Origin of the sequence: Leisingera sp. ANG1 (genome assembly GCF_000203975.2) — a bacterium.
GTDB lineage: Bacteria > Pseudomonadota > Alphaproteobacteria > Rhodobacterales > Rhodobacteraceae > Leisingera.
The window spans coordinates 72,414-97,897 of the sequence record NZ_AFCF02000002.1 but is presented as its reverse complement, the minus strand read 5'-3'; the positions used below and the strand labels follow the sequence as shown (position 1 = coordinate 97,897).

The window sequence follows — 25,484 nt, the reverse complement described above, 5'->3', positions numbered from 1 at the left end:
TAGCCGGCGCCGTGTTTCTTACGGCGTTTTCAGGGGTTTGCGTCGGGTTGGCCGTTTTCTCATTTGCCTCTGATGGCGGGAGCGGACAAAGCGGAGGAATACCCATGGTCACAACCACGGCAGCAGATCTCGACGGTGCCTGGATCATCCAGAAGGTTAAGGACGTCGATCTGGACCCATCTGAAAATCTGCGATTTGATTTCGAAGATGGCACACTCTACGGCTCCAGCCCTTGCCGGAGCTTCACCACAACTTTCGGCCCTGACCTCGAGAACTTTATGTTCTCACCGTTCCAAATCGGTGGAGGGCTGTGCGATGAAGCAATCATGATTACCGAACGGGAGTTCATGCAACAGATCAGCCTAACCAACCGTGTGGAGGTCACCGGGGATGGAAAACTTGTAATGTATAACTTCGACCAGCCGCTGCTGTGGGCCACTCGGTTAGCTAGCTAGTTGAGTGAATCGGTTTAAACTGCTGCAGACAGTTCTTCGCGACTACCGCTATCTTCTCGGAACAACAACAGCCTAGCCAGCGGCAAACTGTTGACCAATTTCTTAAATACTCTTTTCTAGCGCACCCAGACCTCTACCCTGCGATTGATCTGGCGGCCCCAATCGCTGTCATCACAGGCCATTGGCAAAACTTCACCAAATCCTTCAGCTCGGATTTTGACACGGCCAGTGTCTGCTGTTTCCGCGGCCTTGATCACCGCATCACGTACCGCTCCAGCCCGCTTCAACGCAATTTGCCGGTTGCCTGCCGCGGGCCCAACACTATCTGAAAATCCTGCAAAGATAACTTCCTTTGAGTCAAACTCCCCTGCTTCCAGCGCCCTGGCCAGTTGCTCAATGTTGGAGCGGGACTGAGCGTCCGGGCGCGAGGAGCCAGGTTCGAAACGGAAAGAGACGGTCAGCCGCCGCATTCCACCCAACTCAGTCACCAAACGCTGCAATTCCGCCAGGCCGCCGTTTTCTTCCGCTGCTTGAATGGCATTAGCAAGCCGGTTGCCTTGACGGCTGACCGGGATCAGTTCTGGAGCCTGATCCACAAATCCGGCACGGCGGATCACTGCCTGCGCTGCCGGTCCGCGCACATAGGCGAGAAAGTCCCGCGCCACTTTGGGAAGACGCCGGGCCGGCAGGTACAGGAACATCGGAACTGTCAGCGGGTAGTCCTCAGTTTTCACTGCCCGACGGCCGGCTTGCAGGAAAAATCCGCAGGGCCCAGTCAGCGTCAGAACCCGGGCTGCGCCTTTCTCAGCATAGCTAGAGATACCTATGGCAAAGGGGTCAATCATCACCCTACGGACCAGCAAGCTGCTGCGGTCATGTCTCTGGATGGCAGAAGTAAACGCAGTCCCGGATGGGTTCATCAGCTTGTCTTCGACCGCCTGAGACAAACCGGAAGCGGACACCGGCATATGGATCGAAACGGGAGCATCGGGGCCGCCAAGCTCCCGCCAATTGGTGATTTGTCCTGACAAGATGCCAGCCAGCTGCGGCAGAGTGATTTCGCGCACCGGATTGCTCGGCGCCACCACTGGCACAAAGGCATCCAGCGCCAGCACACGGCTGCGTCCCACCCCTGTTAGATCCCCTAAACCTGCCGCCCGTGCAGCCTTGCGTTCAAGGGGACGTATTTCCCGAAGCGCCATAGCAATATCCGCCTCATCCGCGATGAGAGCCGCAAATCCTGCGTCAGTATTGCTGGCAGCAAAAGTGAACCGCGCAGCAGGCTTCTGCCCGCGCAAAAGCACATGGCTGAAGTTCCCTGCAGGAAGAGCTTCCCTGCGCGTCTGATACCCATTGCGCAGTGCAAATCCCTCGATCAGCGCAGGCAGCAGAACTTCCGACATCGCAGAGGAACCGGCGAAAGTGATCTCCGCAACAAATCCAGACAGGCTTGGACACCCCGGCCCGTCACAGGAAACACCTGACCCATCAACAGTCAGTTCGCCGAATTGAGTCTGCACCCGGTAGAACTCACCATCAAAACCCAGCAGAGTGCCTGTGATTTCAACGGCGCCGTCCGGGGAAGACAATGTGACGTCCTGGGCCGCGAGTGCGCGCGCAAGAGCTGCCAGAAAAAGTGCGGCGCAAACGGCCGCACGGAAGAAGGTCATGTTGATACCTGAATTACCGCAAATCAGTTGGCGGCAATCTTCAGGTCTTCCATCAGATTATTCAACACCAGAAAACTGCCTTGTGCATCGCAATCCGGCATTGCCATAACCAGATCACGGCTGCTGAGTCTGCCGCTATGCAACTGCAGCGCCTGAGCATAGATATCCCGCCCGCAATTTCTGGTGGTAATTTCGGCCTCGGCGGTCAAGGAAACTCTCCCGTCCTGTCCGGGCAAACTGGACGGCAAGCTGTACATCTCGGCAATGCGCGGTGCTAACTGGCTTTCATCGCCGAGCCGCATAACCCGGCCAATCCCGGCTTGGTCGCCGGCACCGTGCCAGACATGACCCGCACTGCCGTAAGCAGCTCCAAACTCCCGCGCGTGCAGTTCAATCCCACTGTGGCCACTCCATTGTACGACCACACGTTCCACAGCCCCAATATCGGGAACTTCGACGACAGCAACCGCACCTGTGCCACCGGAAATTTCAGCGATAAAGACTGCAGTCTGAGTTAAGGCCGGCACAAGCCCTTCATAGCGCCCGGCTTCGTCCAGAGAGACAGTAAAACTCATACCACTGTGGTGCACTGTAAGGCGTTCGTTTGCGCGGCATGCAGCATCAACCGAGAAAGCAACCATCGCCAGCGGAGCTGCCTTGGCTGCGGCTGTCATACGGCAAGAGCTCTCAGGCTCCGGCTCTGAACTCTGGTGGTCCGCAGATTCCCGGGCAGATGCTGGATTAGCAGAGGTCAAAGCAATTTTTTCGATTTGCAGTTCCGCCCCGCTAGGTTCCGATGGCAATTCAGCACCGGCAGCTTTAAGGGCAGAACCAGCTTCACGGTCTGTTCCGAATGCCTGCATATAGACCCCGATCCCCAAGGCGCATGCCAGCGTCAGCGCACTTGTCAGCATCACCTGTTTCGTCAGCATGGGCACCTCCTGAACCAGCTTGGTGGAGGAAGCCTGCCCGGAAAAGACGGCCAGTTTGTGGCCGCATACAGGAGAGAATCCGGCAATTCCCCCATCTTCGTTGCTCGCTAGGAAACAATACAGACGCACTTAGCTGCGCTGCGGGCGTTCCGGCTCGACCTTGTCTCTCCTTTTAAAGACAGCTATGGCGCTGCACGCAAATGCAGCGCCACTTCAAGCCAAGGCCGTAAGTTGAGAAAACCTGTAGGGGCACTCCCCCCCTTTTGCTTCTAAGCGTGCCTCCGATAATTGATACTAGGCGACTTAAGTGTATCAGTTAGGCTAGGCTGCCGTGGCAGTGCTTGAACTTCTTGCCGGATCCGCAAGGGCACTTGTCGTTGCGCGAAGGATTTCCCCAAGTCGAAGGATCATCTTCAACAAAACCGGGAGCCGCAGCCTCCGCCGGGGCCTCTGCCCCCGAAGCCTGTGCAGCCATCTGCTGCATGGCTGCCTGGCGCGCAGCCATCTCCATCAGCATCTGCTGCTGCTCTTCCTCAGTCATCGGACGCACCCGGCTGAGCTGCTGGGAGACTTCCTCCCGCAAACTGTCAAGCATGCTCTCAAACAGCTGGAAGCTTTCGTTCTTGTACTCGTTCAAGGGATCGCGCTGCGCATAGCCGCGGAAACCTACGACCGAACGCAGATGCTCCAGCGTCAGCAAGTGCTCGCGCCATTTCTTGTCGATGGTCTGCAGCAGCACCTGCTTCTCGATGTTCCGCATGTTCTCCGGACCAAAGGCCTCAGCCTTCTCCGCCATCATCTTGTCTGACGCATCTACCAGCCGCTCGCGGATTTGCTCGTCGTCGACACCTTCCTCCGCGGCCCAATCGGCTACCGGAGCATCAATGGACAGCATTTCGCGGACCTGTTCCTGCAAACCCTGTGTATCCCACTGGTCAGCATAGGTCTTGGGCGGCATGTGAACATCCAGCAGATCGTCGATCACCTCATGGCGCATGTCATTGGTGATTTCAGACAAGTCTTCTGCCGCCATGATCTCGCGGCGCTGCTTGAAAATCACCTTACGCTGATCGTTCATCACGTCGTCGAATTTCAACACGTTTTTGCGCATGTCGAAATTGCGGCCCTCGACTTTGGCCTGAGCGCGTTCCAGCGACTTGTTCACCCAGGGGTGGATGATCGCTTCACCCTCTTTCATGCCCAGAGACGACAGCAGCTTGTCCAGACGCTCGGAACCGAAGATGCGCATCAGGTCGTCTTCGAGGCTGAGATAGAAGCGCGTGCGACCCGGGTCGCCCTGACGGCCGGAGCGGCCGCGCAGCTGATTGTCGATGCGGCGGCTTTCGTGCCGCTCAGACGCCATTACGAACAGACCGCCAGCATCCAGCACCTTTTGCTTCTCTTCCGCGTGTTTGGCTTCTTCAGCCGCACGCAGTTCTGCTGGATCGGCTTCTGGGTTTGCCGCCAGCGCCTCCAGTACCTTCATCTCCACGTTGCCGCCGAGCTGAATGTCGGTGCCACGGCCAGCCATGTTGGTGGCGATAGTCACCGCGCCAAAGCGGCCGGCATCGGCGACAATTTGCGCTTCCTGCTCGTGGTGGCGGGCGTTCAAAACGTTATGCGGAATACCTTCTTGCTGCAGCATCTGGCTCAGCAGTTCAGATTTCTCGATCGAGGTGGTGCCCAAAAGGACCGGCTGGCCCTTTTCATGCGCCTTCGTGGCTTCCTTGATCATCGCTTCGTATTTTTCACGGGCGGTGCGGTAGACTTGATCGTCCTCGTCTGCCCGGGCAATCGGTCGGTTGGTCGGCACTTCTACCACACCAAGACCATAAATTTCGGCAAATTCCTCAGCCTCGGTCATCGCCGTGCCGGTCATACCGGACAGCTTTTCATAGAGACGGAAGTAGTTCTGGAAGGTGACGGAGGCCAACGTGGTGTTCTCCGGCTGGATCTGAACGTCTTCCTTGGCTTCGATGGCCTGATGCAGGCCTTCGGACAATCGGCGGCCCGGCATCATCCGGCCGGTGAATTCGTCGATCAGAACCACCTGGCCGTCGCGGACGATATAGTCCTTGTCCCTTTGGAACAGCTTGTGTGCACGCAGCGCCTGATTCACGTGGTGCACCACTGTGGTGCTTTCGGGGTCGTATAGCGACGCCTCAGACTCCAGCAGCCCATGCTCACGCAGGACCTGTTCCAGATATTCGTTGCCATCCTCCGTGAAGGTCACGCCGCGTGTCTTCTCGTCGATCTCATAGTGGTCTTCCGCCAGCAGCGGAATCACTTTGTCGATGGTAGAGTACAGCTCCGAACGGTCCTCTGCCGGACCGGAGATGATCAGCGGGGTGCGGGCCTCGTCGATCAGAATTGAATCCACCTCGTCGACGATCGCAAAGTTGTGCTGCTTTTGGAACACCTGATCCAGCGAAGGTTTCATGTTATCGCGCAGGTAGTCGAAACCCAGCTCGTTGTTCGTCGCATAGGTGACGTCGCTTTGATAGGCGGCCATCTTCTCAGCATCGGGCTGGCCCGACCAGATCACGCCGGTGGTCATACCCAACTGAGCAAACACCTTGCCCATCCATTCGCTGTCGCGCTTGGCCAGGTATTCGTTCACAGTAACCACGTGCACGCCCTTGCCGGTCAGCGCGTTCAGGTAAGCCGGGAAGGTCGCCACTAGTGTCTTACCCTCGCCCGTCTTCATCTCGGAAATGTTACCCTGATGGAGAAAGACTCCGCCCATCAGCTGGGTGTCAAAGGCACGCAGGCCCAGGGCCCGCTTTGCGGCCTCACGCACATTGGCAAAGGCTTCGGGCAGCAGCGCGTCCAGGCTTTCACCGTCCAGCGCCCGTTTGCGAAGTTCTTCGGTCTTAGCAATCAGCCCATCATCGCTGAGCTTCGCGAACTCATCTTCCAGCCCGTTGATCTGCGCAATCAGCGGCCGTGTCGCCTTGACTTTACGGTCGTTCGGCGTGCCGAAAACCTTTTTGGCGAGTGTTCCGAAACCCAGCATATCTTCTCCAGCGATCCTATGTCCGGCCTTTGCATCGGGCAGGCTTGCCCGCCGTGTCCGCAACCCATAAACAATGGTGCAAAGACGGTCCTGCCAATGGCCTCAAGGCGATGTAAGCGGCAGGGTATAGAGTGTCAACGGCACGGCCCCTTGCGGCCGGGGAATAGGAAGGTTTCAATGCGTAAAGGTCTCACATTTCTGCGCGGTATGGCGGTTGCCGCCAGTGCTGCGCTGCCGCTAGCCGTATCAGCAGCGCCGCACGCCAATACAGTGGTTGCCTCCGTCAACGGTGAAGAAATCACCATCGGCCACATGGTCATGGCGCGCGAAAATTTGCCGGAGCAGTACAAACAACTGCCCGACGAGGTGCTCTACAACGCTATTCTCGACCAGCTTGTCCAGCAGACCGCGCTTAAACAGCAACTACGTGGCGAAGTGCCCCACTACGTCGAGCTTGCAGTTGAAAACGAGGAACGCGCGATGCTGGCAGCGGATGTGATCGAAACGGTCATGGACAGAGCCAGCGGCGAGGACCAGCTGCGGGCAGCCTATGACGAGAAATACTCCACCGGTGAAGGCGGTGACGAGTTTCATGCGGCCCATATCCTGGTCGAAAGTGAAGAGGACGCACTGGACGTAAAGGCTGAGCTGGACGCAGGCGCTGATTTTGCCACCCTGGCCAAGGAACGCTCCACCGGACCTTCCGGCCCCAATGGAGGCGATCTAGGTTGGTTCACCACCGGCCGCATGGTGCCGGAGTTCGAACAGGCTGTCCTGAAACTGCGTTCGGGCGAGGTCTCCGGTCCGGTCCAGACACAGTTCGGCTGGCATATTATCCTGCTCAACCAGCGCCGCAAAACGGAAGCGCCCGAGTTCGAAGAAGTGCGTGCCGAACTGGCCGGTGAACTGCGCCAGAAAGCGGTTGAGGACCGGGTGAACGAACTGACAGCTGCCGCAGAAATCGAACGGCCTGAGATCGAGGATTTGGACCCGGCCATTCTCAAAGACCTTAGCCTGGTTAGGAATTGATCATGGCCAAATCCATGCCCGTTTCGCCGCTGGCGCCTGCCAGCTTTCCCGACCTTCCCGTGATCAAGGGTGTGCGATTTGCGTCCGCAGCTGCCGGAGTCAAATACCAAGGCCGTACAGACGTGATGCTAGCAGTCATGGAGCCAGGGACATCCGTCGCTGGTGTCTTTACACGGTCCAAGACCCGTTCTGCGCCAGTGTTGGATTGCCAGGCCAAGCTGGGTGGCGCAACAAACGCAGGCGCGGCAATTTTGGTGAACTCGGGCAACTCCAACGCCTTCACAGGCCATTACGGCCAAACTTCGGTTGCGGAGATAACTTCGGCTGTGGCTGCTCGAACAGGCATTCCGGCAGAAAGGGTCTTTACCGCCTCCACCGGTGTGATTGGCGAACCACTGCCCCATGACAGGATCGTTGCCAAGATCAGCGAATTGCACAACTCCGTTGATGAAACCGCACTGGAAGGTGCCGCCAAAGCCATTATGACCACTGACACCTTTGCCAAGGGCTCCTGCGCCACCGTTGGCATAGACGGTAAAACGGTCAAAATAGCCGGTATTGCCAAGGGCTCCGGCATGATTGCACCGGACATGGCGACAATGCTGGTCTACATCTTCACTGACGCAAAGGTTGAACAGGCAGCGCTGCAAGCTCAGCTGGCCGCGATTTGCGACCGGAGCTTCAATTGCATCACAGTGGACAGCGACACCTCCACTTCAGACAGCCTGATGCTCTGTGCTACTGGCGCTTCTGGCGTGGACGCAACCGGCAATGCCGAGTTTGCGGCTGGACTGGAACGGGTCATGCTAGACCTGTCGCACCAGGTCGTACGAGACGGTGAAGGCGCCACAAAGTTCGTGGAAATTCAGGTCACAGGCGCGGCTTCGGATCCGGATGCCAAAGTACATGGAATGGCAATTGCCAACTCGCCCTTGGTAAAAACCGCTATAGCCGGAGAGGATCCCAACTGGGGCCGAGTAGTGATGGCAATCGGTAAATCCGGCGCTGCCGCAGACCGCGATCTTCTGTCGATTCGCTTTGGCGATGTTCTAGTTGCTGAAAAGGGCTGGGTCTCGCCGGGCTACAATGAGGAGCTAGGCGCGGCGGAGATGAAGAAGCAGGAAATCACCATAAAGGTCGATCTTGGCCTCGGCAGCGGCTCAGCAACCGTTTGGACTTGCGATCTCACCCATCAGTACATCTCAATCAACGCGGATTACCGGTCATGAAAACAGTTCTGGTTTCCGCGGTTGCGCTCATCGATGCGGATGGACGCGTGCTTCTTGCGCAGCGGCCGGAAGGCAAGTCCATGGCTGGCCTTTGGGAGTTTCCTGGCGGCAAGATCGAGCCGGGTGAAACACCGGAGGCCGCACTGATCCGCGAGTTGCACGAGGAGCTGGGCATTGATACCTGGGCCTCCTGCCTGGCTCCGCTTACCTTTGCCAGCCATTCCTATGCGGATTTCCACTTGCTGATGCCGCTGTTTGCTTGCCGAAAATGGGAGGGCATTCCACAGGCAAAGGAAGGTCAAACCTTAAAGTGGGTCCGCCCGCAGGACCTTCGCGATTTTGCGATGCCGCCAGCTGATATTCCGCTTATCCCAATCCTGCGCGACTGGCTCTAAAGCGAAAGACGCTACGGCACAGTGGTAACACCAGAGCCGTCACACGCCACGCTTTCGATGGCAAATCCCACATTTTTGCCGGGTGTTTAACTGCGCCTCGGCAATACGTGTGAACTTTTTGTTAACCATTCTGGTCAAACCTGAAAAAGCAAACCAACTCAGTAGGCTGTACTACAGCGGATTATGAGGCGATCATGCTAAGAACTATCGCGGTTGGAAGTTTTTCACTGGTTCAGGGCATATTCATACGGGCATTCCCAGATGGGAAAATAGCGGTGCAGGTCGGTAGCAAAACATACAAGGGCCACCCGGTAACCCCCTCTGCCTGAGCCGCCACTCACACATGCCAGGCAACGCCGCAAAGGGCAGCTGCAAGGCTGCCCTTTTATTCCTGCGAACACCTTAGTGACCCGAGTAAGAAAATAAGGGCCCCGGTTACTAACCAGAGCCCTCATTTATTCCGTTTTCCGCAGCTATCAATCCAACGTACGCGTGACTTCTTCGCGTTCGAAGATCTCGATCACATCGTTCGGGCGGATATCGTCGTAGTTTTCGAACGCCATACCGCATTCCTGGCCGGACTGAACCTCGGACACTTCGTCCTTGAAGCGCTTCAGGGTCTTCAGCGTGCCTTCGTGGATCACCACGTTGTCGCGCAGCAGACGCACGCCAGCCGAACGGCGGGCGACACCTTCGGTAACCAGACAGCCGGCAACCTTGCCAACACCGGTAACCTTGAAGACTTCCTTGATCTGAGCGTAACCGATAAAGTTCTCGCGGATTTCGGCAGACAGCAGGCCGGAAGCCGCCGCTTTCACATCGTCCACCAGGTCATAGATCACCGAGTAATAGCGGATCTCCACACCCTTCTGGTTTGCAGTGTTGCGGGCCGAAGCATTGGCACGGACGTTGAAGCCCATAATCGGCGCACCAGAGGCTTCGGCCAGGCCCACATCGGTTTCAGTGATCGCACCAACACCAGAATGCAACACGCGCACACGTACCTCGTCGTTGCCGATCTTCTCCATCGCTTGCACGATGGCTTCGGCGGAACCTTGCACGTCGGCCTTGACCAGGATTGGCAGTTCGGAGACGTTTTCGTCTTCCTTTGCCTTGGCCATCAGCTGCTCCAGCGTGGTCGCAGCACCAGCTGCGGCGCGCTTGTCCTTGGCGGCCTGCTCGCGGTAGGCGGCGATCTCGCGCGCCTGCGCTTCGGTCTCCGTCACGTTCAGAACGTCACCCGCTTCCGGGGTGCCGTTGAGGCCAAGGACCTCGACCGGGACCGAAGGACCGGCTTCCTGCACGCGCTCACCCTTGTCGTTGATCAGCGCACGGACCTTGCCGTACTGCTCACCCACAACAAAGATGTCGCCCTGGCGCAGGGTGCCGTTCTGAACCAGAACGGTGGCAACCGGGCCACGGCCCACGTCCAGCTGCGCCTCGATCACGGCGCCTTGGGCAGCGCGGTCGGGGTTGGCTTTCAGTTCCAGGATTTCCGCTTGCAGCGCAATGGCTTCCAGCAGTTCATCCAAGCCCTGTCCGGTAACGGCGGAAACTTCGACGTCCTGCACTTCACCTGACATCTGCTCCACGATCACCTCGTGCTGCAGCAGGTCGGTGCGGACCCTCGTCGGATCGGCTGCCGGCTTGTCGATCTTGTTGATCGCCACGATCATCGGAACCTGCGCAGCCTTGGCGTGGTTGATGGCTTCGACGGTCTGCGGCATCACCGCGTCATCCGCAGCCACAACCAGAACCACGATATCCGTCACCTGCGCGCCGCGGGAGCGCATCGAAGTAAAGGCCGCGTGGCCAGGGGTGTCCAGGAAGCTCAGCACCGTGCCGCTTTCGGTGGTCACCTGATAGGCGCCAATGTGCTGGGTAATACCGCCCGCCTCGCCTGCCACAACACGCGCATCTCGGATAGCGTCCAGCAGCGATGTCTTGCCATGGTCGACGTGACCCATGATGGTGATGACCGGAGGACGCGGCTTCAGGTCGTCTTCCTTGTCCTCGACTTCCTTGATCACGTCCTCGACGTCAGCATCGGAAACACGGGTTACCTTGTGGCCGAATTCCTCGATGATCAGCTCCGCGGTATCGGCGTCGATCGACTGGTTCTGGGTGACCATCATACCCATCTGCATGAGCGATTTCACCACATCTGCAACGCGTTCAGCCATACGGTTCGCCAGCTCGGACACCACAATGGTTTCCGGCAGCTGCACGTCACGCACAACCTTTTCACGCTCGACCGAGCCTCCCATGGCCTTCTGCCGCGCACGTTCCTGCTTACGCTTCATGGCTGCCATCGAGCGCTGGCGGTTACCTTCACCGCCAGTTGCCTGGCCCAGAGTCAGCTTGCCGGAGCGGCGGTTGTCGTCACGGCCCTTGCCGCGGGACGGGCGTTGCTCGCGCTCGCGTTCGGATTTGCGCGGTGTTGCAGCAGGGGCAGGCTTGTTCGGCGCAGCACGCTCAGCTTTCGCGGCTTCCGGTGCCGGCGCGGCTGCAGCACGCTTCGCGGCTTCTTCGGCTGCAATACGCTGACGCTCTTCTTCTTCGGCTTTAGCACGCGCGCGTTCTTCCGCTTCGCGCTGCTCGCGTTCCTTGGCTTCAGCCTCGGCCCGGCGGCGCTCACGCTCTTCAGCGCGGGCCTTTTCTTCGGCTTCGCGCTGCGCGGCTTCCTCAGCTTCGCGGGCTTTTGCAGCCTGCAGTGCCTTCAGGCGGCGCTCCATTTCCGCGTCGCTGATGCCGGCTGGCCGGCGCGATCCGGATGTGGAAGGTGCAGCGCCGCTGCCCCCCTTGGCCGCACCCGGCTTGGGAACCACAACGCGTTTGCGCTTGGTTTCCACCACGACATTCTTGGTCCGTCCATGGCTGAAACTTTGTTTCACGTTCCCCGGACGGGAACCCCCACGCAGACCCAGTGTCTTTTTGCCGTCACTATCGCTCATAAAGCTACTTATCCTTCCGTGCGGCCGTTGCCGCCCACCATTTCGCGCAAACCTTGCAGTCGTTGCGCCTCATCTACAACACGTTTGCTGAGTCCGCCAGAGGCGAGGGCGGCATGGATCGCAGTTTGGCGCCCAAATGCCATTCCCAGCTCGTCCGCCGTGAGGCAGCCGATGAATTTGCCCTTGTAGGGCGTGCTCAGCTTCGACTTCCCGCGCCCGGATCCGTCAGAAGCCTGGATCAGCACCCGGGCCTCTTCCTTGGCCAGCCAATCCTTGACCCGCTCAAACCCGGACACTGCGTCGCCCGATTTGCGCGCCAGGCTGATCAGTTCGATCAGGCGGCGGACTACCTGCCGCTCGACTTCCTGTACCAGCTCATCCGGCACCTGCACCTGCGCCTTGAAACCGCGGGCAAACAGCTTTTTTTTGACTGCTGCAGCCAGAGCCTCCCGGCTGGAGGCGACATAGACACCGCGGCCGGGCAGCTTGCCCATCACATCTGGCACAACCTGCCCGTCAGGCCCCATCACAAATCGGATGAGGCCCTGTTTAGGCTGGGACTCGCCGGTCGCGATGCATTTGCGTTCGCTTTCGCCGGTCCGGTCTTTTGTTGTGCCGCCGCGTGTCATGCAGGTCTCCTGTGCAAGGCCCGAAATCAGGCCTCGCCTTCCTCTTCACCAGCTTCTTCGCCTTCAGCTGCTTCCGCTTCCAGCTCTTCAGGATCAACCCAGCCCAGCATGATGCGCGCGGTCATCACCAGATCCTGTGCTTCCTCAAGCGACATGCCGAAGGGTTCCAGGATGCCGTCGTCCTTGACCCGCTCACCGCCGTCATTGGTCCAGCCGCCGGCCAGTTCCCAATCGGCACAGGTGGCGAAGTCTTCCAGCGATTTCACGTCGTCCTTCGCCAGCGCCTCGACCATCTGCGGGGTCAGGCCTTCAAACTGGATAAGGCTGTCTTCGGCACCCAGAGCGCGCGCCGCGTCCAGCGCCGCCTTGGCCTGGGCTTCCAGGAAGTCGCGGGCACGGGCCTGCAGCTCTTCGGCGGTGCCTTCATCGACACCGTCGATCACCAGCAGTTCGTCCAGTTCGACATAGGCAACTTCTTCCAGATTGGTGAAGCCTTCGGACACCAGAAGCTGGGCAAAGAATTCGTCAAGGTCCAGGGTTTCCATGAACAACTTGGTACGCGCTTCGAATTCCTTCTGTCGGCGGGCCGATTCCTCTTCCTCGGTCATGATGTCGATGTCGAGGTTGGTCAGCTGCGACGCCAGGCGCACGTTCTGGCCGCGGCGGCCGATGGCCAGGCTCAGCTGCTCTTCCGGCACCACAACTTCGATCTTGCCAGCTTCTTCGTCCAGAACAACCTTGGACACTTCGGCCGGCTGCAGCGCGTTCACCAGGAAGGTCGGCTGATCCTCATTCCACGGAATGATGTCGATCTTTTCGCCCTGAAGCTCGTTCACAACGGCCTGCACGCGGGAACCGCGCATACCGACACAGGCACCAACCGGGTCGATCGAGCCGTCATAGGAAATAACCGCAATCTTGGCGCGCGACCCAGGGTCACGAGCAACGGCCTTGATCTCGATAATGCCATCATAGATTTCGGGCACTTCCATCTTGAACAGCTCGGCCATGAATTCCGGCGCGGTGCGCGACAGGAAAATCTGCGGGCCGCGCGGCTCGCGGCGCACGTCCTTGATGTAGCAGCGTACGCGGTCGTTCGGGCGGTAGCTTTCACGGCCGATCTTCTCATTGCGGCGCAGGATCGCTTCGCCAGCGCCGACATCTACGATAACGTTGCCGTATTCCTCGCGCTTGACTAGGCCGTTGATGATAGTGCCGGCGCGGTCTTTAAACTCTTCATACTGGCGGTCACGCTCAGCTTCGCGAACTTTCTGCAGGATCACCTGCTTGGCCGACTGGGCGGCAATCCGGCCCATTTCCACCGGCGGCACTTCCTCGACGTAGGTCTGGCCGACCTCGGGCTCCGCCATGTATTGACGCGCCTGCTCGACGGTCATTTCGGCCTGGTAGTTTTCCAGATCCTCATCCGCCACAACGGTACGTACACGGGTAAAGGTGGCGCGGCCGGTCTTGCGGTCGATCGAGACGCGGATGTCCATCTCGGCGCCATAGCGGCTCTTGGCCGCGCGGGCGAGACTCTCTTCCATCGCCTCGATCACCAGACCCGGGTCGATCATCTTTTCGCGCGCCACGGCCTCGGCGGTTTGCAACAGCTCCAGCTGGTTTGCAGAGGTGATAGCCATTACTTGTTCTCCTCGTCAGACTCTTCGGTCTCGATTTCGTCGAATGCGTCTTCGTTCAGCGTGCCGGCCTCTTTGCGCTGCCGCAGCATTTCCTTGATCAGATCATCAGTCAGAACCAGCTTGGCGTCGCTCAGCCAGTCGAATTTCAGACCAATGGTCACAGTCTCGCCCTGATCGTTAATATTGATCAGAACCTCATCTTCTTCAGTGCCTGCCAGCTCACCCTTGAAACGGCGGCGGCCACCGACCAGCTCTTCGGTCTCCAGCTTGGCCTCGTAGCCTTCGAACATGTCAAAGTCCTTCAGCCGGGTCAGCGGCCGGTCGATACCCGGGCTCGAAACTTCCAGTGCATAGGCGTCAATGATCGGATCTTCGACGTCCAACGTCGCACTGACCGCGTTCGAGATCGCAGCACAATCGTCCACTTCAATGCCGCCATCAGGCTTATCGGCCATGATCTGCAGCGTCGTCGCCTTACCAGACATCAGCCGGATTCGCACCAGCTCGTAACCCAGATCCTCGATCACCGGGGTGACGATCTCGGCCAGGCGCCTGTCGATGGCAGCTTTGGCAATCAGGTCGTTGGTCATAAGACCTCCACTTGGAGCGTGCAGACAAAGGCCTGCAAACACAAAAAAACGGGCGCGCGGCCCGTCGAAATTCCCGGTGGAGCCTTGAGCCAGAGGTTCAACGCGCCGCTGTTGTCAAAGGCATATAGGCGGGATTGGGGAAAACTGCAAGGCTTGTGTTGTGCAGAGCCTCCCGGTGGCCTTACAGCCGCCACCACCGTTCTGCAATGCGGCCATCGTCCAGTGGTGCGCGCTGGCCCACCTTTCGTGGAATACCGACATCGTGTCGTGCCGCCAAAGCCATGTCTTTGGAGGACGGATGATACAGAAACTCACCGCGCTTCAGCAGGCCGCGCGGTTCCGGCAGGGCCGCCACATCGACATAACCGTCGCGCAGAGCCTCAGCACGGACCAAAGCATCCGGAATCACGATGATTTCCACCGTGTCTGCCCAGCCCGCTGTGCTGGCTTTATAATGCCCTGCCACTTTGGACGCGCGGAAGTGGCGGTCTTCTTGAGCACGTTCAACGCGGTAGCAGCCGGTTCCAACCGCTTCATCAAGCGCGGCAGGCAGTTCCCCCCGAGGGGCGATATAGTGATCAGCACTGGCCAGCAAATAAGGCAGATGCGGATTGGGCTGTGCCAGTTCCAGCAGCAACTGATGACTGCCTAACGCGGTAACAGCCCGTAGGTCTGCACCGGTTACGCCCAGCGCATCAAGCGAGGCCGCGGCATCTTCCGCTGTCAACTGTATGCCATCGTGAAAAGTGACATCTTCACGCAGATCAAGGGTCCAGGCGCGTGCATCCGGCGCGGATTGCCAGCTGGTTGCAAGCTCGCCGCGCAGGAGCCCGTCAGGCGCGATTTCAGTCAGCGTTTCATAGACCGCGCCGCGGGCGGCCTGCTCCAGCATGCCGCCCTCACGCGGAACCGCCAGGCGCAGCACGCCGCCAGCCTTGGGTGACGCATGAACCGAACCGCCAGCCGCCGCCAGCAAGGCAGCAGCAGCACCAGAGGTGAACAGCGCGCGGCGGTCGATGCGCGTCATGGCACAAGCTCTCCTGCAATCCGGTCCATCGCCCGGACCAGTTCTGCGCTGATTCCCGGCTCGGACAGAGCATGGCCGGCATTGCGCACCATCTTCAACTCCGCATTTGGCCACAGCTCGTTCAGGCGCCAGGCGGAGGACGGCGGGCAGATCATGTCATAACGTCCCTGTACGATCACACCGGGAATATGTGAAATCCGCCCCATGCTGGCGAGAATTTGGCCGTCGTAGTCAAGGAAACCGCCGTTGCTGAAATAGTGGTTTTCCAGCCGGGCAAACGCGCGCGCATAATCGCCGGGGCTTTCACCGCACTGACCGTTTGAATGGACGGAGGCCAAGGCGTTTTCCCAGGCGGACCAGGCTCGGCCATAGCGCACTTCTTCCTCCAGATTGCCCGAGAATAAGCGCTTTTTGTATGCCGCAATCATGTCGCCGCGCTCTGCGTCCGGAATCAGCGAGACAAACTTAGCCCAGGTCTCTGGCCAGAATTTTCCCGCTCCGCCGCCATAGAACCAGTCCAGCTCCGCCTTGGTCATCAGAAAGACACCGCGCAGGATGACTTGCTGCACCCGGTCCGGATGGGTCTGGGCATAGATCAGCGCAAGGGTTGCCCCCCAACTGCCGCCGAACAGGATCCAAGCGTCAATTCCCAGCTGGGTTCGAATCAACTCCATATCGGCAACCAGATGCCATGTGGTGTTGTTCTCGCAGGAAGCATAGGGGCGCGAGCGGCCGCATCCGCGCTGGTCGAACAGGATGATTCGAAAGACATGCGGATCAAAATAGCGCCGCATCGCCGGGCTGCTGCCCCCGCCGGGCCCGCCATGACAAACGATCACCGGAATTCCATTCGGATTGCCGCTTTGTTCCGCATAAATGCGGTGGCCCTGGCCTGCGTCGATCATACGCTGGTCAAAAGGCTCAACCGGCGGGTAAAGATAATGCACAGCGCGCTTTTGATCCGGGTATCTATCCATTACTGACCTTAGTGAAACGTCAGACTACAAAAGAGCACACGGAGACAGGAATGCAAGCGCCTCAATCCACGGTCGACCCTGCGGAAATCGCCAAATTCGAGGCGATGGCGGCAGAGTGGTGGGATCCGAACGGCAAGTTCAAGCCACTGCATATGCTGAACCCGTGCAGACTCGACTATATAACCAGCCAGATCGCCGGCGAGTTTGGCCGCGACCTGACGTCACAGCGCCCTTTCGAAGGGCTGCGGCTATTGGACATTGGCTGCGGTGGCGGGCTGCTGAGCGAACCCATGGCAAGGCTGGGAGCAACAGTGGTTGGCGCAGATGCCGCTGAAGGCAACCTGCCAGTCGCCCGCATTCATGCAGAGCAATCCGGACTGGAAATCGATTACCTCCACACCACCGCCGAAGCGCTAGCCGAAGCCGGCGAGCAATTCGACGTGGTACTGAATATGGAAGTTGTCGAGCATGTTGCCGATCCGCTCAGCTACCTGACCGCCACGCAGAAACTTCTGAAACCTGGCGGTTTGGAAATCTGCTCGACCATCAACCGAAACCCCAAGAGTTTCGCCATGGCAATTGTCGGAGCCGAAGTAATCATGCGCTGGCTGCCGCGCGGCACCCATGAATGGTCCAAATTCATCACTCCCGACGAACTGTTCGAATTGTTGCACAAGGCCGGGCTGAAGCCGGTAGACCGCAAGGGGTTCGTATTCAACCCAATAACCTGGAATTGGTCAATTTCTGAGCGGGACTTGTCGGTGAACTATGTAACCGCCAGCGTAAAGCCTGATTGAAGAATCAGCCTGAATTTCCGTTGATACTGCCATCTATCCGAAAGGATAGGTGGTAATCCCTATGCGCACTTTTGCGCTTATCCACTGCTTGTTATCGTCAGATTGCGGAATTGGAATATTTCGCTTCGCTACAGGGGTGCAAGCTCCTGAATCGAGTGAATGCTTGCCACTGCAATGATGGTGGGTCCGCCCAAAGGTTACCGGAACCGCCACTCACGGACTGATGGGGACTGATGGGGAGGAAAGGCGCCTGCTAGCGGGCGTCTTTCTTTTTACTTTAAGGTCAAAATGTTTAGGAGGACGGCTATTTCGCTCAGCCGCTCTCTTCCAGTTTACCGCGAAGCTCACGCAGAATTGGCAGCGTGGCGCGGACCCGGTCGCTGCCCAGCTCCCCCACCACTTCCGATATCACAGGAATGATACCCGCCAGGGCTGCATCCCGGGCTTGTTTTCCTGCTGGGCTGATAGCAACCATCTTTCGCCGCGCGTCATCCCAGTCGGGGCGGACGTGGATATAGCCTGCCACTTCCAGCTTGTTCAAGGTGTTGGTCATTGCGCCGCGTGTCACGTGAAACGCTTTGGCCAGCTGTGCAGGCGACCGTTCCAGCCCGGCTCGGGCCAGATGGTTCAACACAGAGAAATGCGACAGCTCCATCCCCTTGGGCAGCACTTTGCTGAGGCGTGACCGGGCCAGCTGGTCAGCCATCAAAATTTCGCTGAACAGCGATACTGCCAGGGAATGGGTTTCGTCCATCAGGGTCCGTCGAACTCCCGGTCATGAGTTAAAGAAGGCACACGCTTGCGCGCTTCTGCCACTTTTTCCATGTCGAGATCAACGTAAGTCACGCCTGGTTCCTGACCTGCATCCGCCAGAATTTCACCCCATGGAGCAACTGCCAGTGAATGGCCAAAGGTCTTGCGGCTCGGCCCCCTGGAGGCCGGGTGCTTGCCGGTTTGTGCGGGCGCCAACACAAAACAGCCGGTTTCTATGGCACGGGCGCGCAACAGAGAATGCCAATGCGCAGCTCCAGTCACATAGGAAAAGGCGGCGGGAGCAGTGACAATCTGTGCTCCTCCCTTGGCCAAAGCGCGATGCAGATGCGGGAAGCGCACATCATAACAGATGGTCATGCCAATTTTGGCAAAAGGCGTTTCCGCCACCACTGCCTTGGTTCCAGGACGGTATCCATCTGACTCGCGATACGTTTCTTCTGGGGTGACCTCCACATCGAACATGTGAATCTTATCGTAACGCCCCTTGATTTCGCCCTCCGGCGAAATCAGGAACTGGCGGTTGGCAAAACGGCCGTCATCGTCATGTGTCTTGATTCCCAGCGATCCGAGCAGCAACCACACGCCATGCCTAGCCGCTTCTTCCTGCAAGGCCGCCAGAGTTGGATCATCCTCCTCGTGGCACAGCACACCATTCTGATGCGTCCGGCTGCCTGACAGGCAGTTAGTAACTTCTGGCGTCAGTACAAAGCCCGCCCCGCCGCGCACAGCTTCCGCCATCAATGCCTTCACCGTTTCCAGATTTTCAGCCGGAATATCAGTAGATGTCATCTGAAGCAGAGCAGCGCGCATATTGTTTCTCCGGTTTTAAGCCGCCAGCAACGGGTCAAGTTTACCCGCTTGCTCAAGAGCATAAAGGTCGTCACAACCGCCGACGTGCGTGTCGCCGATAAAGATCTGCGGCACGGTGCGGCCGCCATTGGCACGCTGGATCATCTCTGCCTTGCGTCCCGGCTGCGCCAGCACATTGATTTCCGAAAAGGTAACACCTTTCTGGTTCAGCAGCCGCTTGGCCGCATGGCAGAAGCCGCAGAGCGGAGAGGTGTAGATTTCAACCGGTTTCATTCAGGACCCCATGTTCAGGTTTCGAAGGTTGTGGAGGAATTGGGCATTCATTGCAACAATTGCCAGTGGCCAACCCATGGCCTCACGCTTGCGTGACCCGGGCCAGCACCGCCACCCGCACCTCTGCCGCCCCCGCCTGCAAACAGGCCTCGCTGCACGCGCTGAGAGTGGCTCCAGAGGTCATCACATCGTCTACAATCAGCACAATCCGTCCTTTGACCCTTTCTTTCCGGTCTTGCGGTACACCCACGGCTGATCCTAAGAGCCGGTAACGCTGGTCCCGGGTTTTCCCCTCCAGTGCAGGTGTACGCCGGATGCGCCGCAACAAATCAGGACAGTGGTGCAAGTTCTTTCTGCGCGCCAATGCATCAGCCAGCAGGGCGGATTGGTTGTACTTTCGCTTCAGCAGCCGGGTCCAATGCAGTGGCACCGGGCAAATCAATGGATCCCCCTCCAGCAAAGGTTCTGCCGCCCGTTGCAGCCAGTTAGCGGCCGGAACGGCAATTTCCGTGCGGTCACCATGTTTTAGGGCTAACACCAGTTTGCGTCCCTGCCCCTCATAGAGCAAAGCAGACCGCCCTTGGCTCCAGGGCCGCGGATGGCGCAGGCAACTGTCGCACTCCAGGCGGAACCCATCCGCTTCGCCTGGCAGCGGAGCGCCGCAGCCTTCACAAACCGTTCCACTGATGAAGTACATATCTGCCCAGCAATTTGCACACAGCCCGAAGTCACTGCCAACCAACCCGCCGCAACCCAGGCACTGGGACGGATAAATCAGCGAAACAGCAGTTTGAATCCAAGCCGGCAGCATCTAAATAGCCCCCATGACACAAGCACCCATGCAGCTTTTCGACCGCCGCGCCCTGAACGCCCGCCGATCACGACGGCGGCCGGACGCCCTGTTCCTGCACCAGATGGCACGGGACGAAGCTGAGGATCGCCTGGGCTTGGTTAACAGAACCTTTACAGCACCGGCAGTGGTTTGCCCTTTCCCCGAAGTCTGGGAAGGTTTTCATCCACAAGCAAAGGTCGTTGCAGACGAGGATGTCCTCGACCTGAAGGAAGGCACGCATGATGTGGTGATCCACGCCATGTGCCTTCATTGGTCCAATGATCCTGTCGGGCAACTAATCCAATGCCGCCGCGCTTTGAAGGAAGACGGGCTGCTTCTGGTCATCCTGCTGGGCGGGCAGACCCTGCACGAACTGCGTGTTGCTATGGCCGAAGCCGAGACCGTTGTTCTGGGCGGTCTTTCGCCACGCATTGCGCCGATGGGCGAGATCCGCGATCTGGGCGGCCTGCTGCAACGTGCGGGTTTCGCCCTGCCGGTTGCTGATTTGGTGCCGCTGACAGCCGAATACCGCGACCTGACCCACCTGGTCCACGACCTGCGCGGTATGGGAGAGACCAACACGCTCGCCCAACGCTTGAAACGTACTCCTCCGCGCGGCCTCTTCCACCTCGCCGATCACATCTACCGGGAGCATTTCGCCAACGCCGAAGGCCGCCTGCCCGCGACGTTCGAACTTGTCTGCCTGACCGGCTGGTCGCCATCGGACAACCAGCAGAAACCCCTGCGCCCTGGTTCAGCCCAGATGCGTCTGGCCGACGCGCTCAAGGTGCCTGAATCAAAGCTCTAGCCTTGATTGGACAAAGCTATTGCTGCGCCAATGTGATCCAATTGGCCTTCCGCGCGTAAACACAGTAGTTATCCGCCAACAAAAATCTCAGCCGCACAGGACCTGCCCATGCTGGACGCCGCCCGGACCGCCAAATGCCCTGCCCACGCCCCAGCCGATCACCCCAGGATCCCGGCAGAAAAAGTCGGCATCCTGCTGGCCAACCTCGGCACTCCGGATGATTACTCCTACTGGCCAATGCGCCGGTATCTGAGTGAGTTCCTGTCTGACAAGCGGGTCATCGACTATCCGTCATGGAAATGGCAGCCGCTTTTGCAGCTAATCATCCTGACCAAACGTCCGTTTTCGTCGGGAGCGGCCTATAAATCGATCTGGAATCACGACACGGGCGAAAGCCCTCTGATGACCATCACCAAGGACCAGACCACCAAGATGGCGGAGGTGATGAAGGCGCGTTACGGCGATCAGGTTATGGTCGATTTCTGCATGCGCTACGGCAATCCCTCCACCAAGTCCAAGGTGCGGCAGATGGTTGAGGCAGGCTGTCAGAAGATTCTGTTTGTCCCGCTCTATCCGCAATATGCTGGCGCGACCTCCGGCACCGCAAACGATCAGTTTTTCCGTGCTCTGATGGAGGAACCTTGGCAGCCTGCCGCGCGCACGATCGCTCCCTATTTCGATCAGCCCGCCTATATCCATGCTTTGGCGCGCTCGGTGGAAGAAGCATATGCCAAAGCCGGGAAACGCCCGGATATTCTGGTGGTTTCCTATCACGGGATGCCAAAGCGGTATCTGATGCAGGGGGACCCGTATCACTGCCAGTGCCAGAAAACGACTCGGTTGCTGAAGGAGCGGCTTGGGTGGGACGACACCCAAATCACCAGCACTTTCCAGTCCGTTTTCGGACCCGAGGAATGGCTTAAACCCTACACAGTGGACCACGTCGCCACGCTTGCCAAGGAAGGCAAGAAGAGCATCGCAGTAATTGCACCGGCCTTCTCTGCGGACTGCATCGAGACACTGGAAGAAATCAACGAAGAAATCCGCGAGAGCTTTGAACACGCTGGCGGGCAAGACTTCCTCTATATTCCGTGCCTCAATGACGATGACGGTCACGTTGCGGCGCTGGCCGGTGTTATCGAGGAAAACCTGAAAGGCTGGCTGGACTAACCGGCCGCCTGAGTCCAAAAAGTATCCAATATTCAATTTCCGGTCCGGCCGGAAAACGGGGAGATATTGGATGACGCTTGCGCATTGGGCCAAAGCCCTCCGGGAGCACTGGGGCATTGAGGCGGAACTGACCCGCCTGGACGGGGAATACGACCTGAACTTCCTGGCCACGGGGCAGGATGGCCAAGGCTATATCCTCAAGGCCATGCGCCCCGGCTGCGAAGAATGGCTGGTTGATATGCAAGTGAAGGCGCTTGAGCATATCCAGGAATGCCAGCCAGACCTGCCCTGCCCGCGGGTCATTGCCTCTCTTTCCCGGCGATCCCTGCTAACCCTTCCGGATGAAGATGGGCAGAACCGGCTGGTCTGGCTGCTGAACAAGTTGCCGGGGCGCTGCTATGCCAAGGCGGAGCCCAAAAGCGATATGCTGATCCATGAAATCGGCCAGACGCTGGGCGGCACTGCAAAAGCTTTGACGGACTTCCACCATGAAGGCTTGGAACGCAACTTCAAGTGGGACCTGATGCGCGCCGGCTGGATTACAGCTCAGTTCTCCTGCATCAAAGACCCCGCGCGCCATGCAATTCTTGAAGAAATATCCGCAGAATTTTCAAAGTTAGAGCCTGCTTTGGCAGAGTTATCCAAGCAAGCCATCCACAATGACGCCAATGACTACAACATCATGGTAGCAGGCGAATTGAACGAACCGCGGCGGGTATCCGGCCTGATCGACCTTGGCGACATGTGCGCGGCGCCGCGCATCTGCGATCTGGCAATTGCCGCGGCCTACATCGTATTGGATCACCCGGCACCGGAGGCCGCTCTTGCGTCACTGGTCGCGGGTTACCACGAGGCCTATCCGCTGACCACCGCCGAGGTCGACATGGTCTGGAAGCTGCTTCGGATGCGGCTGGCGGTAAGCGTGGTGAACTCCACTCTCATGGCCGCGGAAAACCCGGATGATCCTTATGTGACAGTTTCCCAAGCGCCAGCCTGGCGGTTTCTGGAGAGCAATACGCTACATGGCGGGTTGCTGAATGCCCGGCTGCGCGCTGCCTGCGGCCTGCCGGTGGTTGAGGGTGCGGACCGTGTGGTGGCCTGGCTCAAGCAGGAAAACGGAAGTTTCGCCCCGCTGATGGGGGAAGACTTGGCAGATGCGCCGATGGGGACGCTGTCAGTTGAAGAGTCTACCTGGCCGCAAAACCCTTTCCACTTGCCCTTCGAAGAGGCCGCCAAGGTCGGCGAAGAGTTTGAGGATAATGGACGCATCTGGCTAGGCTACTACCACGAGCCGCGGCTTATTTATACGGACCCAGCCTTCCGCAAAGGTCCGTGGAAAGCCAGCAACCGCCGGACGGTGCATCTGGCGGTGGACGCTTTTGCTCCGGCAGGCAAGGCGATGTTCGCGCCGTTACGCGGCACAGTGTTTGTTGCTGAGTACCGCAAGGGGCATCTGGATTATGGTGGGGTGATCATCCTGAGGCATGAAACGCCCGACGGCGATTCGTTCTATACCCTTTATGGCCATCTGGACCCCGAATTCTTGACTCGTTTGAAATCTGGCGATGTCGTCGAGAAAGGTGAAGAATTTTGCCGCCTTGGCGACCCCAGCCAAAACGGCGGCTGGGCGCCGCATGTCCATTTCCAACTGGCCTTGACCACTGAAGGAATCGAAGCCGACTGGCCCGGTGTCGGTGATCCGGACGAAATGTACCTGTGGCGCGCGCTTTGCCCGAACCCGGCTGCGCTGCTTAATCTGCCGGAAGAAAAGGTTCTTTTTCAGCCTACCAGCAAGGAAGAAGTTCTATCAGAACGCCGCTCACATTTCGGCGGCAACCTGAGCCTGACATACAAAGACCCCGTCATGCTAGTGCGCGGCTGGAAGCACCATCTGTTTGACGAATGGGGGCGACCGTATCTGGATGCTTACAACAACGTGCCGCATGTAGGCCACGCCCATCCCCGCATCCAGGCAGTTGCCGCCGACCAGTTGAAGCGGATGAACTCAAACACACGCTATCTGCACCCCGCCCAGACGGCCTTTGCCAAAAAAGTTCTGTCCAAGCTGCCGGATCAATTCGAGGTCTGTTTCTTCGTAAACTCCGGGACAGAGGCGAACGAGCTAGCCCTGCGCTTGGCCCGCGCGCATACCGGCGCCAAGGGTATGGTGACGCCGGATCACGGCTATCATGGCAACACCACCGGTGCGATCAGCATTTCAGCCTACAAATTCAACAAACCCGGGGGAACCGGTCAGGCAGACTGGGTAGAACTTGTTGAAGTTGCCGATGACTACCGCGGCTCCTTCCGCCGGGATGACCTGGACCGGGCGAAAAAATACGCCGGCCTCATAGATCCAGCGATCGCACGCCTCCAGGAGAGAGGGCACGGCGTTGCCGGCTTCATCGCAGAGACCTTTCCGTCAGTCGGTGGCCAAATCATTCCTCCCAAGGGGTATTTGGGTGCGGTTTATCAGAAGATTCGCGCTGCAGGCGGTGTCTGCATTGCCGATGAGGTGCAAACCGGATTGGGCAGACTCGGCGACTTCTACTTCGGGTTTGAACATCAAGGTGCCCTGCCTGATATCGTTGTGTTGGGCAAACCAATCGGCAACGGCCATCCCTTGGGCGTGCTTGTCACCACAAAAGAAGTTGCCGAAAGCTTCGACAACGGGATCGAGTTTTTCTCTACTTTTGGCGGTTCCACACTCTCTTGCCGGATTGGCAAAGAAGTTCTGGATATCGTTGATGACGAGGGACTTCAGGAAAACGCCCGTATCCAAGGCAAGCGGCTGTTTGAAGGCCTGAAGGAACTGGAACAGAAATATGCCTGCGTAGGTGACGTCCGTGGTATGGGGTTGTTTCTTGGGCTGGAACTTATCAATCTGGATGGCTCACAAGCCACAGAGATCTGCTCCTACGTTAAAAACCGGATGCGGGATCACCGCATCCTTATCGGCAGTGAAGGCCCCAAGGACAATACTCTGAAGATCCGGCCGCCGATGACTATTGATTCCGACGATACAGACATGATCGTCAAAATCTTGGATAACATTTTGCAGGAGGTGGAAGCGGTCTGACAGTCCCTCCGGCAATTCCTTCGGGCAACGAAAAAAGGCGGCGGGTTGCCCCACCGCCTTTTCTGTAACTGTGTATCGAAATTAGCTCGATGCAACAGCTGCGCCGACCAGAACCAGCAGCAGCAGCGGCAGCAGGATGCCGCTGGAAGAACCCTGAGCTTCTTCCACGATGACCGGCGGTTCAACAACCGGCTCGGACAGGTTGCCAGCGGTGGCAGTGGAAGCAGCAGCGGTCAGCGCAGCAGCGATAACGAGTTTTTTCATGTTAACCTCCAGAATTTGCGCGGATCAAACATCTGAACCGCGCACCCAAGACTTACCTCGTATTTTTTTCTAACCAGCAAAAACGCGGGATTGCAATTGCTTGTTATAGTTAACAGCTTAGCGCCCCGCTG

Annotated in this window: 22 protein-coding genes; 8 read left to right on the top strand and 14 right to left on the bottom strand. The window is 58.5% G+C overall.

The genetic code is table 11. The features are described 5' to 3' along the window. The first annotated feature begins 104 nt into the window (after nt 1-104). On the top strand, nt 105-455 hold the full coding sequence (locus GC1_RS05940) for an META domain-containing protein (protein ID WP_019295258.1): 351 nt from the start codon (nt 105-107) through the stop codon (nt 453-455). Nucleotides 456-571: 116 nt separating this feature from the next. On the opposite strand, the gene GC1_RS05935 is transcribed toward GC1_RS05940, so the two are convergent. The 3 genes from GC1_RS05935 to secA all read right to left on the bottom strand — a co-directional run bounded on the left by GC1_RS05935 (nt 572) and on the right by secA (nt 6,073). Continuing rightward, nucleotides 572-2,125 carry a phosphate ABC transporter substrate-binding/OmpA family protein gene (locus tag GC1_RS05935; RefSeq protein ID WP_019295259.1) on the bottom strand — a complete coding sequence of 518 codons (1,554 nt, stop codon included), beginning with the start codon at nt 2,123-2,125 and terminating at the stop codon, nt 572-574. Between the two features lie 23 nt (nt 2,126-2,148). Continuing rightward, nucleotides 2,149-3,057 (bottom strand): hypothetical protein, encoded by a 909-nt coding sequence (locus GC1_RS05930; RefSeq protein WP_019295260.1) that lies wholly within the window; start codon nt 3,055-3,057, stop codon nt 2,149-2,151. 316 nt (nt 3,058-3,373) lie between these two features. Continuing rightward, on the bottom strand, nt 3,374-6,073 hold the full coding sequence (gene secA, locus GC1_RS05925) for a preprotein translocase subunit SecA (RefSeq protein ID WP_019295261.1): 2,700 nt from the start codon (nt 6,071-6,073) through the stop codon (nt 3,374-3,376). A 177-nt stretch (nt 6,074-6,250) separates the two neighbouring features. On the opposite strand from secA, the gene GC1_RS05920 reads away from it, so the two are divergent. From GC1_RS05920 to mutT, 3 genes are read left to right on the top strand one after another with little or no spacing between them, the layout of a single operon-like run. Further along, entirely contained in the window at nt 6,251-7,102 is an 852-nt protein-coding gene (locus GC1_RS05920; protein ID WP_019295262.1) for a foldase protein PrsA, read from the top strand. Nucleotides 7,103-7,104: 2 nt separating this feature from the next. Beyond that, on the top strand, nt 7,105-8,331 hold the full coding sequence (argJ, locus tag GC1_RS05915; RefSeq protein ID WP_029204726.1) for a bifunctional glutamate N-acetyltransferase/amino-acid acetyltransferase ArgJ: 1,227 nt from the start codon (nt 7,105-7,107) through the stop codon (nt 8,329-8,331). After that, nucleotides 8,328-8,726: an 8-oxo-dGTP diphosphatase MutT gene (gene mutT, locus GC1_RS05910; RefSeq protein WP_019295264.1), complete on the top strand. Its 399-nt coding sequence runs from the start codon at nt 8,328-8,330 to the stop codon at nt 8,724-8,726. Before argJ ends, mutT begins: the two co-directional genes overlap by 4 nt. 476 nt (nt 8,727-9,202) lie before the next feature. Here the strand turns inward: mutT and infB are convergent, their stop codons facing one another. The 6 genes from infB to pip form a co-directional block, all read right to left on the bottom strand. Beyond that, on the bottom strand, nt 9,203-11,680 hold the full coding sequence (infB, locus tag GC1_RS05905) for a translation initiation factor IF-2 (RefSeq protein ID WP_019295265.1): 2,478 nt from the start codon (nt 11,678-11,680) through the stop codon (nt 9,203-9,205). Between the two features lie 8 nt (nt 11,681-11,688). Continuing rightward, nucleotides 11,689-12,309, bottom strand: coding sequence for an RNA-binding protein (locus GC1_RS05900; RefSeq protein ID WP_019295266.1), 621 nt, complete (start codon nt 12,307-12,309; stop codon nt 11,689-11,691). Between the two features lie 26 nt (nt 12,310-12,335). Then, nucleotides 12,336-13,952 carry a transcription termination factor NusA gene (nusA, locus tag GC1_RS05895; RefSeq protein WP_019295267.1) on the bottom strand — a complete coding sequence of 539 codons (1,617 nt, stop codon included), beginning with the start codon at nt 13,950-13,952 and terminating at the stop codon, nt 12,336-12,338. Then, nucleotides 13,952-14,542, bottom strand: coding sequence for a ribosome maturation factor RimP (rimP, locus tag GC1_RS05890; RefSeq protein WP_019295268.1), 591 nt, complete (start codon nt 14,540-14,542; stop codon nt 13,952-13,954). The genes nusA and rimP overlap by 1 nt, the downstream gene beginning before the upstream one ends. 181 nt (nt 14,543-14,723) lie before the next feature. After that, nucleotides 14,724-15,569, bottom strand: coding sequence for an ABC transporter substrate-binding protein (locus GC1_RS05885; RefSeq protein ID WP_019295269.1), 846 nt, complete (start codon nt 15,567-15,569; stop codon nt 14,724-14,726). Further along, nucleotides 15,566-16,546, bottom strand: a complete 981-nt coding sequence (gene pip / locus GC1_RS05880; RefSeq protein ID WP_019295270.1) for a prolyl aminopeptidase — start codon at nt 16,544-16,546, stop codon at nt 15,566-15,568. The genes GC1_RS05885 and pip overlap by 4 nt, the downstream gene beginning before the upstream one ends. Before the next feature lie 50 nt (nt 16,547-16,596). On the opposite strand from pip, the gene ubiG reads away from it, so the two are divergent. Continuing rightward, a complete protein-coding gene (gene ubiG, locus GC1_RS05875; protein ID WP_019295271.1) occupies nt 16,597-17,343 on the top strand; it encodes a bifunctional 2-polyprenyl-6-hydroxyphenol methylase/3-demethylubiquinol 3-O-methyltransferase UbiG in 747 nt (248 codons plus the stop codon). A 313-nt stretch (nt 17,344-17,656) separates the two neighbouring features. On the opposite strand, the gene GC1_RS05870 is transcribed toward ubiG, so the two are convergent. The 4 genes from GC1_RS05870 to GC1_RS05855 all read right to left on the bottom strand — a co-directional run bounded on the left by GC1_RS05870 (nt 17,657) and on the right by GC1_RS05855 (nt 20,011). Next, nucleotides 17,657-18,097, bottom strand: a complete 441-nt coding sequence (locus GC1_RS05870; protein ID WP_019295272.1) for a MarR family winged helix-turn-helix transcriptional regulator — start codon at nt 18,095-18,097, stop codon at nt 17,657-17,659. After that, nucleotides 18,097-18,927, bottom strand: coding sequence for a carbon-nitrogen hydrolase family protein (locus GC1_RS05865; protein WP_019295273.1), 831 nt, complete (start codon nt 18,925-18,927; stop codon nt 18,097-18,099). The genes GC1_RS05870 and GC1_RS05865 overlap by 1 nt, the downstream gene beginning before the upstream one ends. A 15-nt stretch (nt 18,928-18,942) precedes the next feature. Continuing rightward, entirely contained in the window at nt 18,943-19,200 is a 258-nt protein-coding gene (grxC, locus tag GC1_RS05860) for a glutaredoxin 3 (protein WP_019295274.1), read from the bottom strand. An 82-nt stretch (nt 19,201-19,282) separates the two neighbouring features. Further along, nucleotides 19,283-20,011 carry a ComF family protein gene (locus GC1_RS05855; protein ID WP_019295275.1) on the bottom strand — a complete coding sequence of 243 codons (729 nt, stop codon included), beginning with the start codon at nt 20,009-20,011 and terminating at the stop codon, nt 19,283-19,285. 13 nt (nt 20,012-20,024) lie between these two features. Between GC1_RS05855 and GC1_RS05850 the strand changes: the two genes are divergently transcribed. From GC1_RS05850 to GC1_RS05840, 3 genes are all read left to right on the top strand, one after another. Further along, a complete protein-coding gene (locus GC1_RS05850; protein ID WP_019295276.1) occupies nt 20,025-20,840 on the top strand; it encodes a methyltransferase domain-containing protein in 816 nt (271 codons plus the stop codon). Nucleotides 20,841-20,948: 108 nt separating this feature from the next. Then, the gene (gene hemH / locus GC1_RS05845) at nt 20,949-22,010 is read left to right on the top strand and encodes a ferrochelatase (protein WP_019295277.1); all 1,062 of its coding nucleotides are present in this window, start codon (nt 20,949-20,951) and stop codon (nt 22,008-22,010) included. Nucleotides 22,011-22,080: 70 nt separating this feature from the next. Then, the gene (locus tag GC1_RS05840; RefSeq protein WP_019295278.1) at nt 22,081-25,089 is read left to right on the top strand and encodes an aminotransferase class III-fold pyridoxal phosphate-dependent enzyme; all 3,009 of its coding nucleotides are present in this window, start codon (nt 22,081-22,083) and stop codon (nt 25,087-25,089) included. Nucleotides 25,090-25,170: 81 nt separating this feature from the next. On the opposite strand, the gene GC1_RS05835 is transcribed toward GC1_RS05840, so the two are convergent. Further along, nucleotides 25,171-25,353, bottom strand: coding sequence for a hypothetical protein (locus tag GC1_RS05835; protein WP_019295279.1), 183 nt, complete (start codon nt 25,351-25,353; stop codon nt 25,171-25,173). Nucleotides 25,354-25,484: the final 131 nt, after the last annotated feature.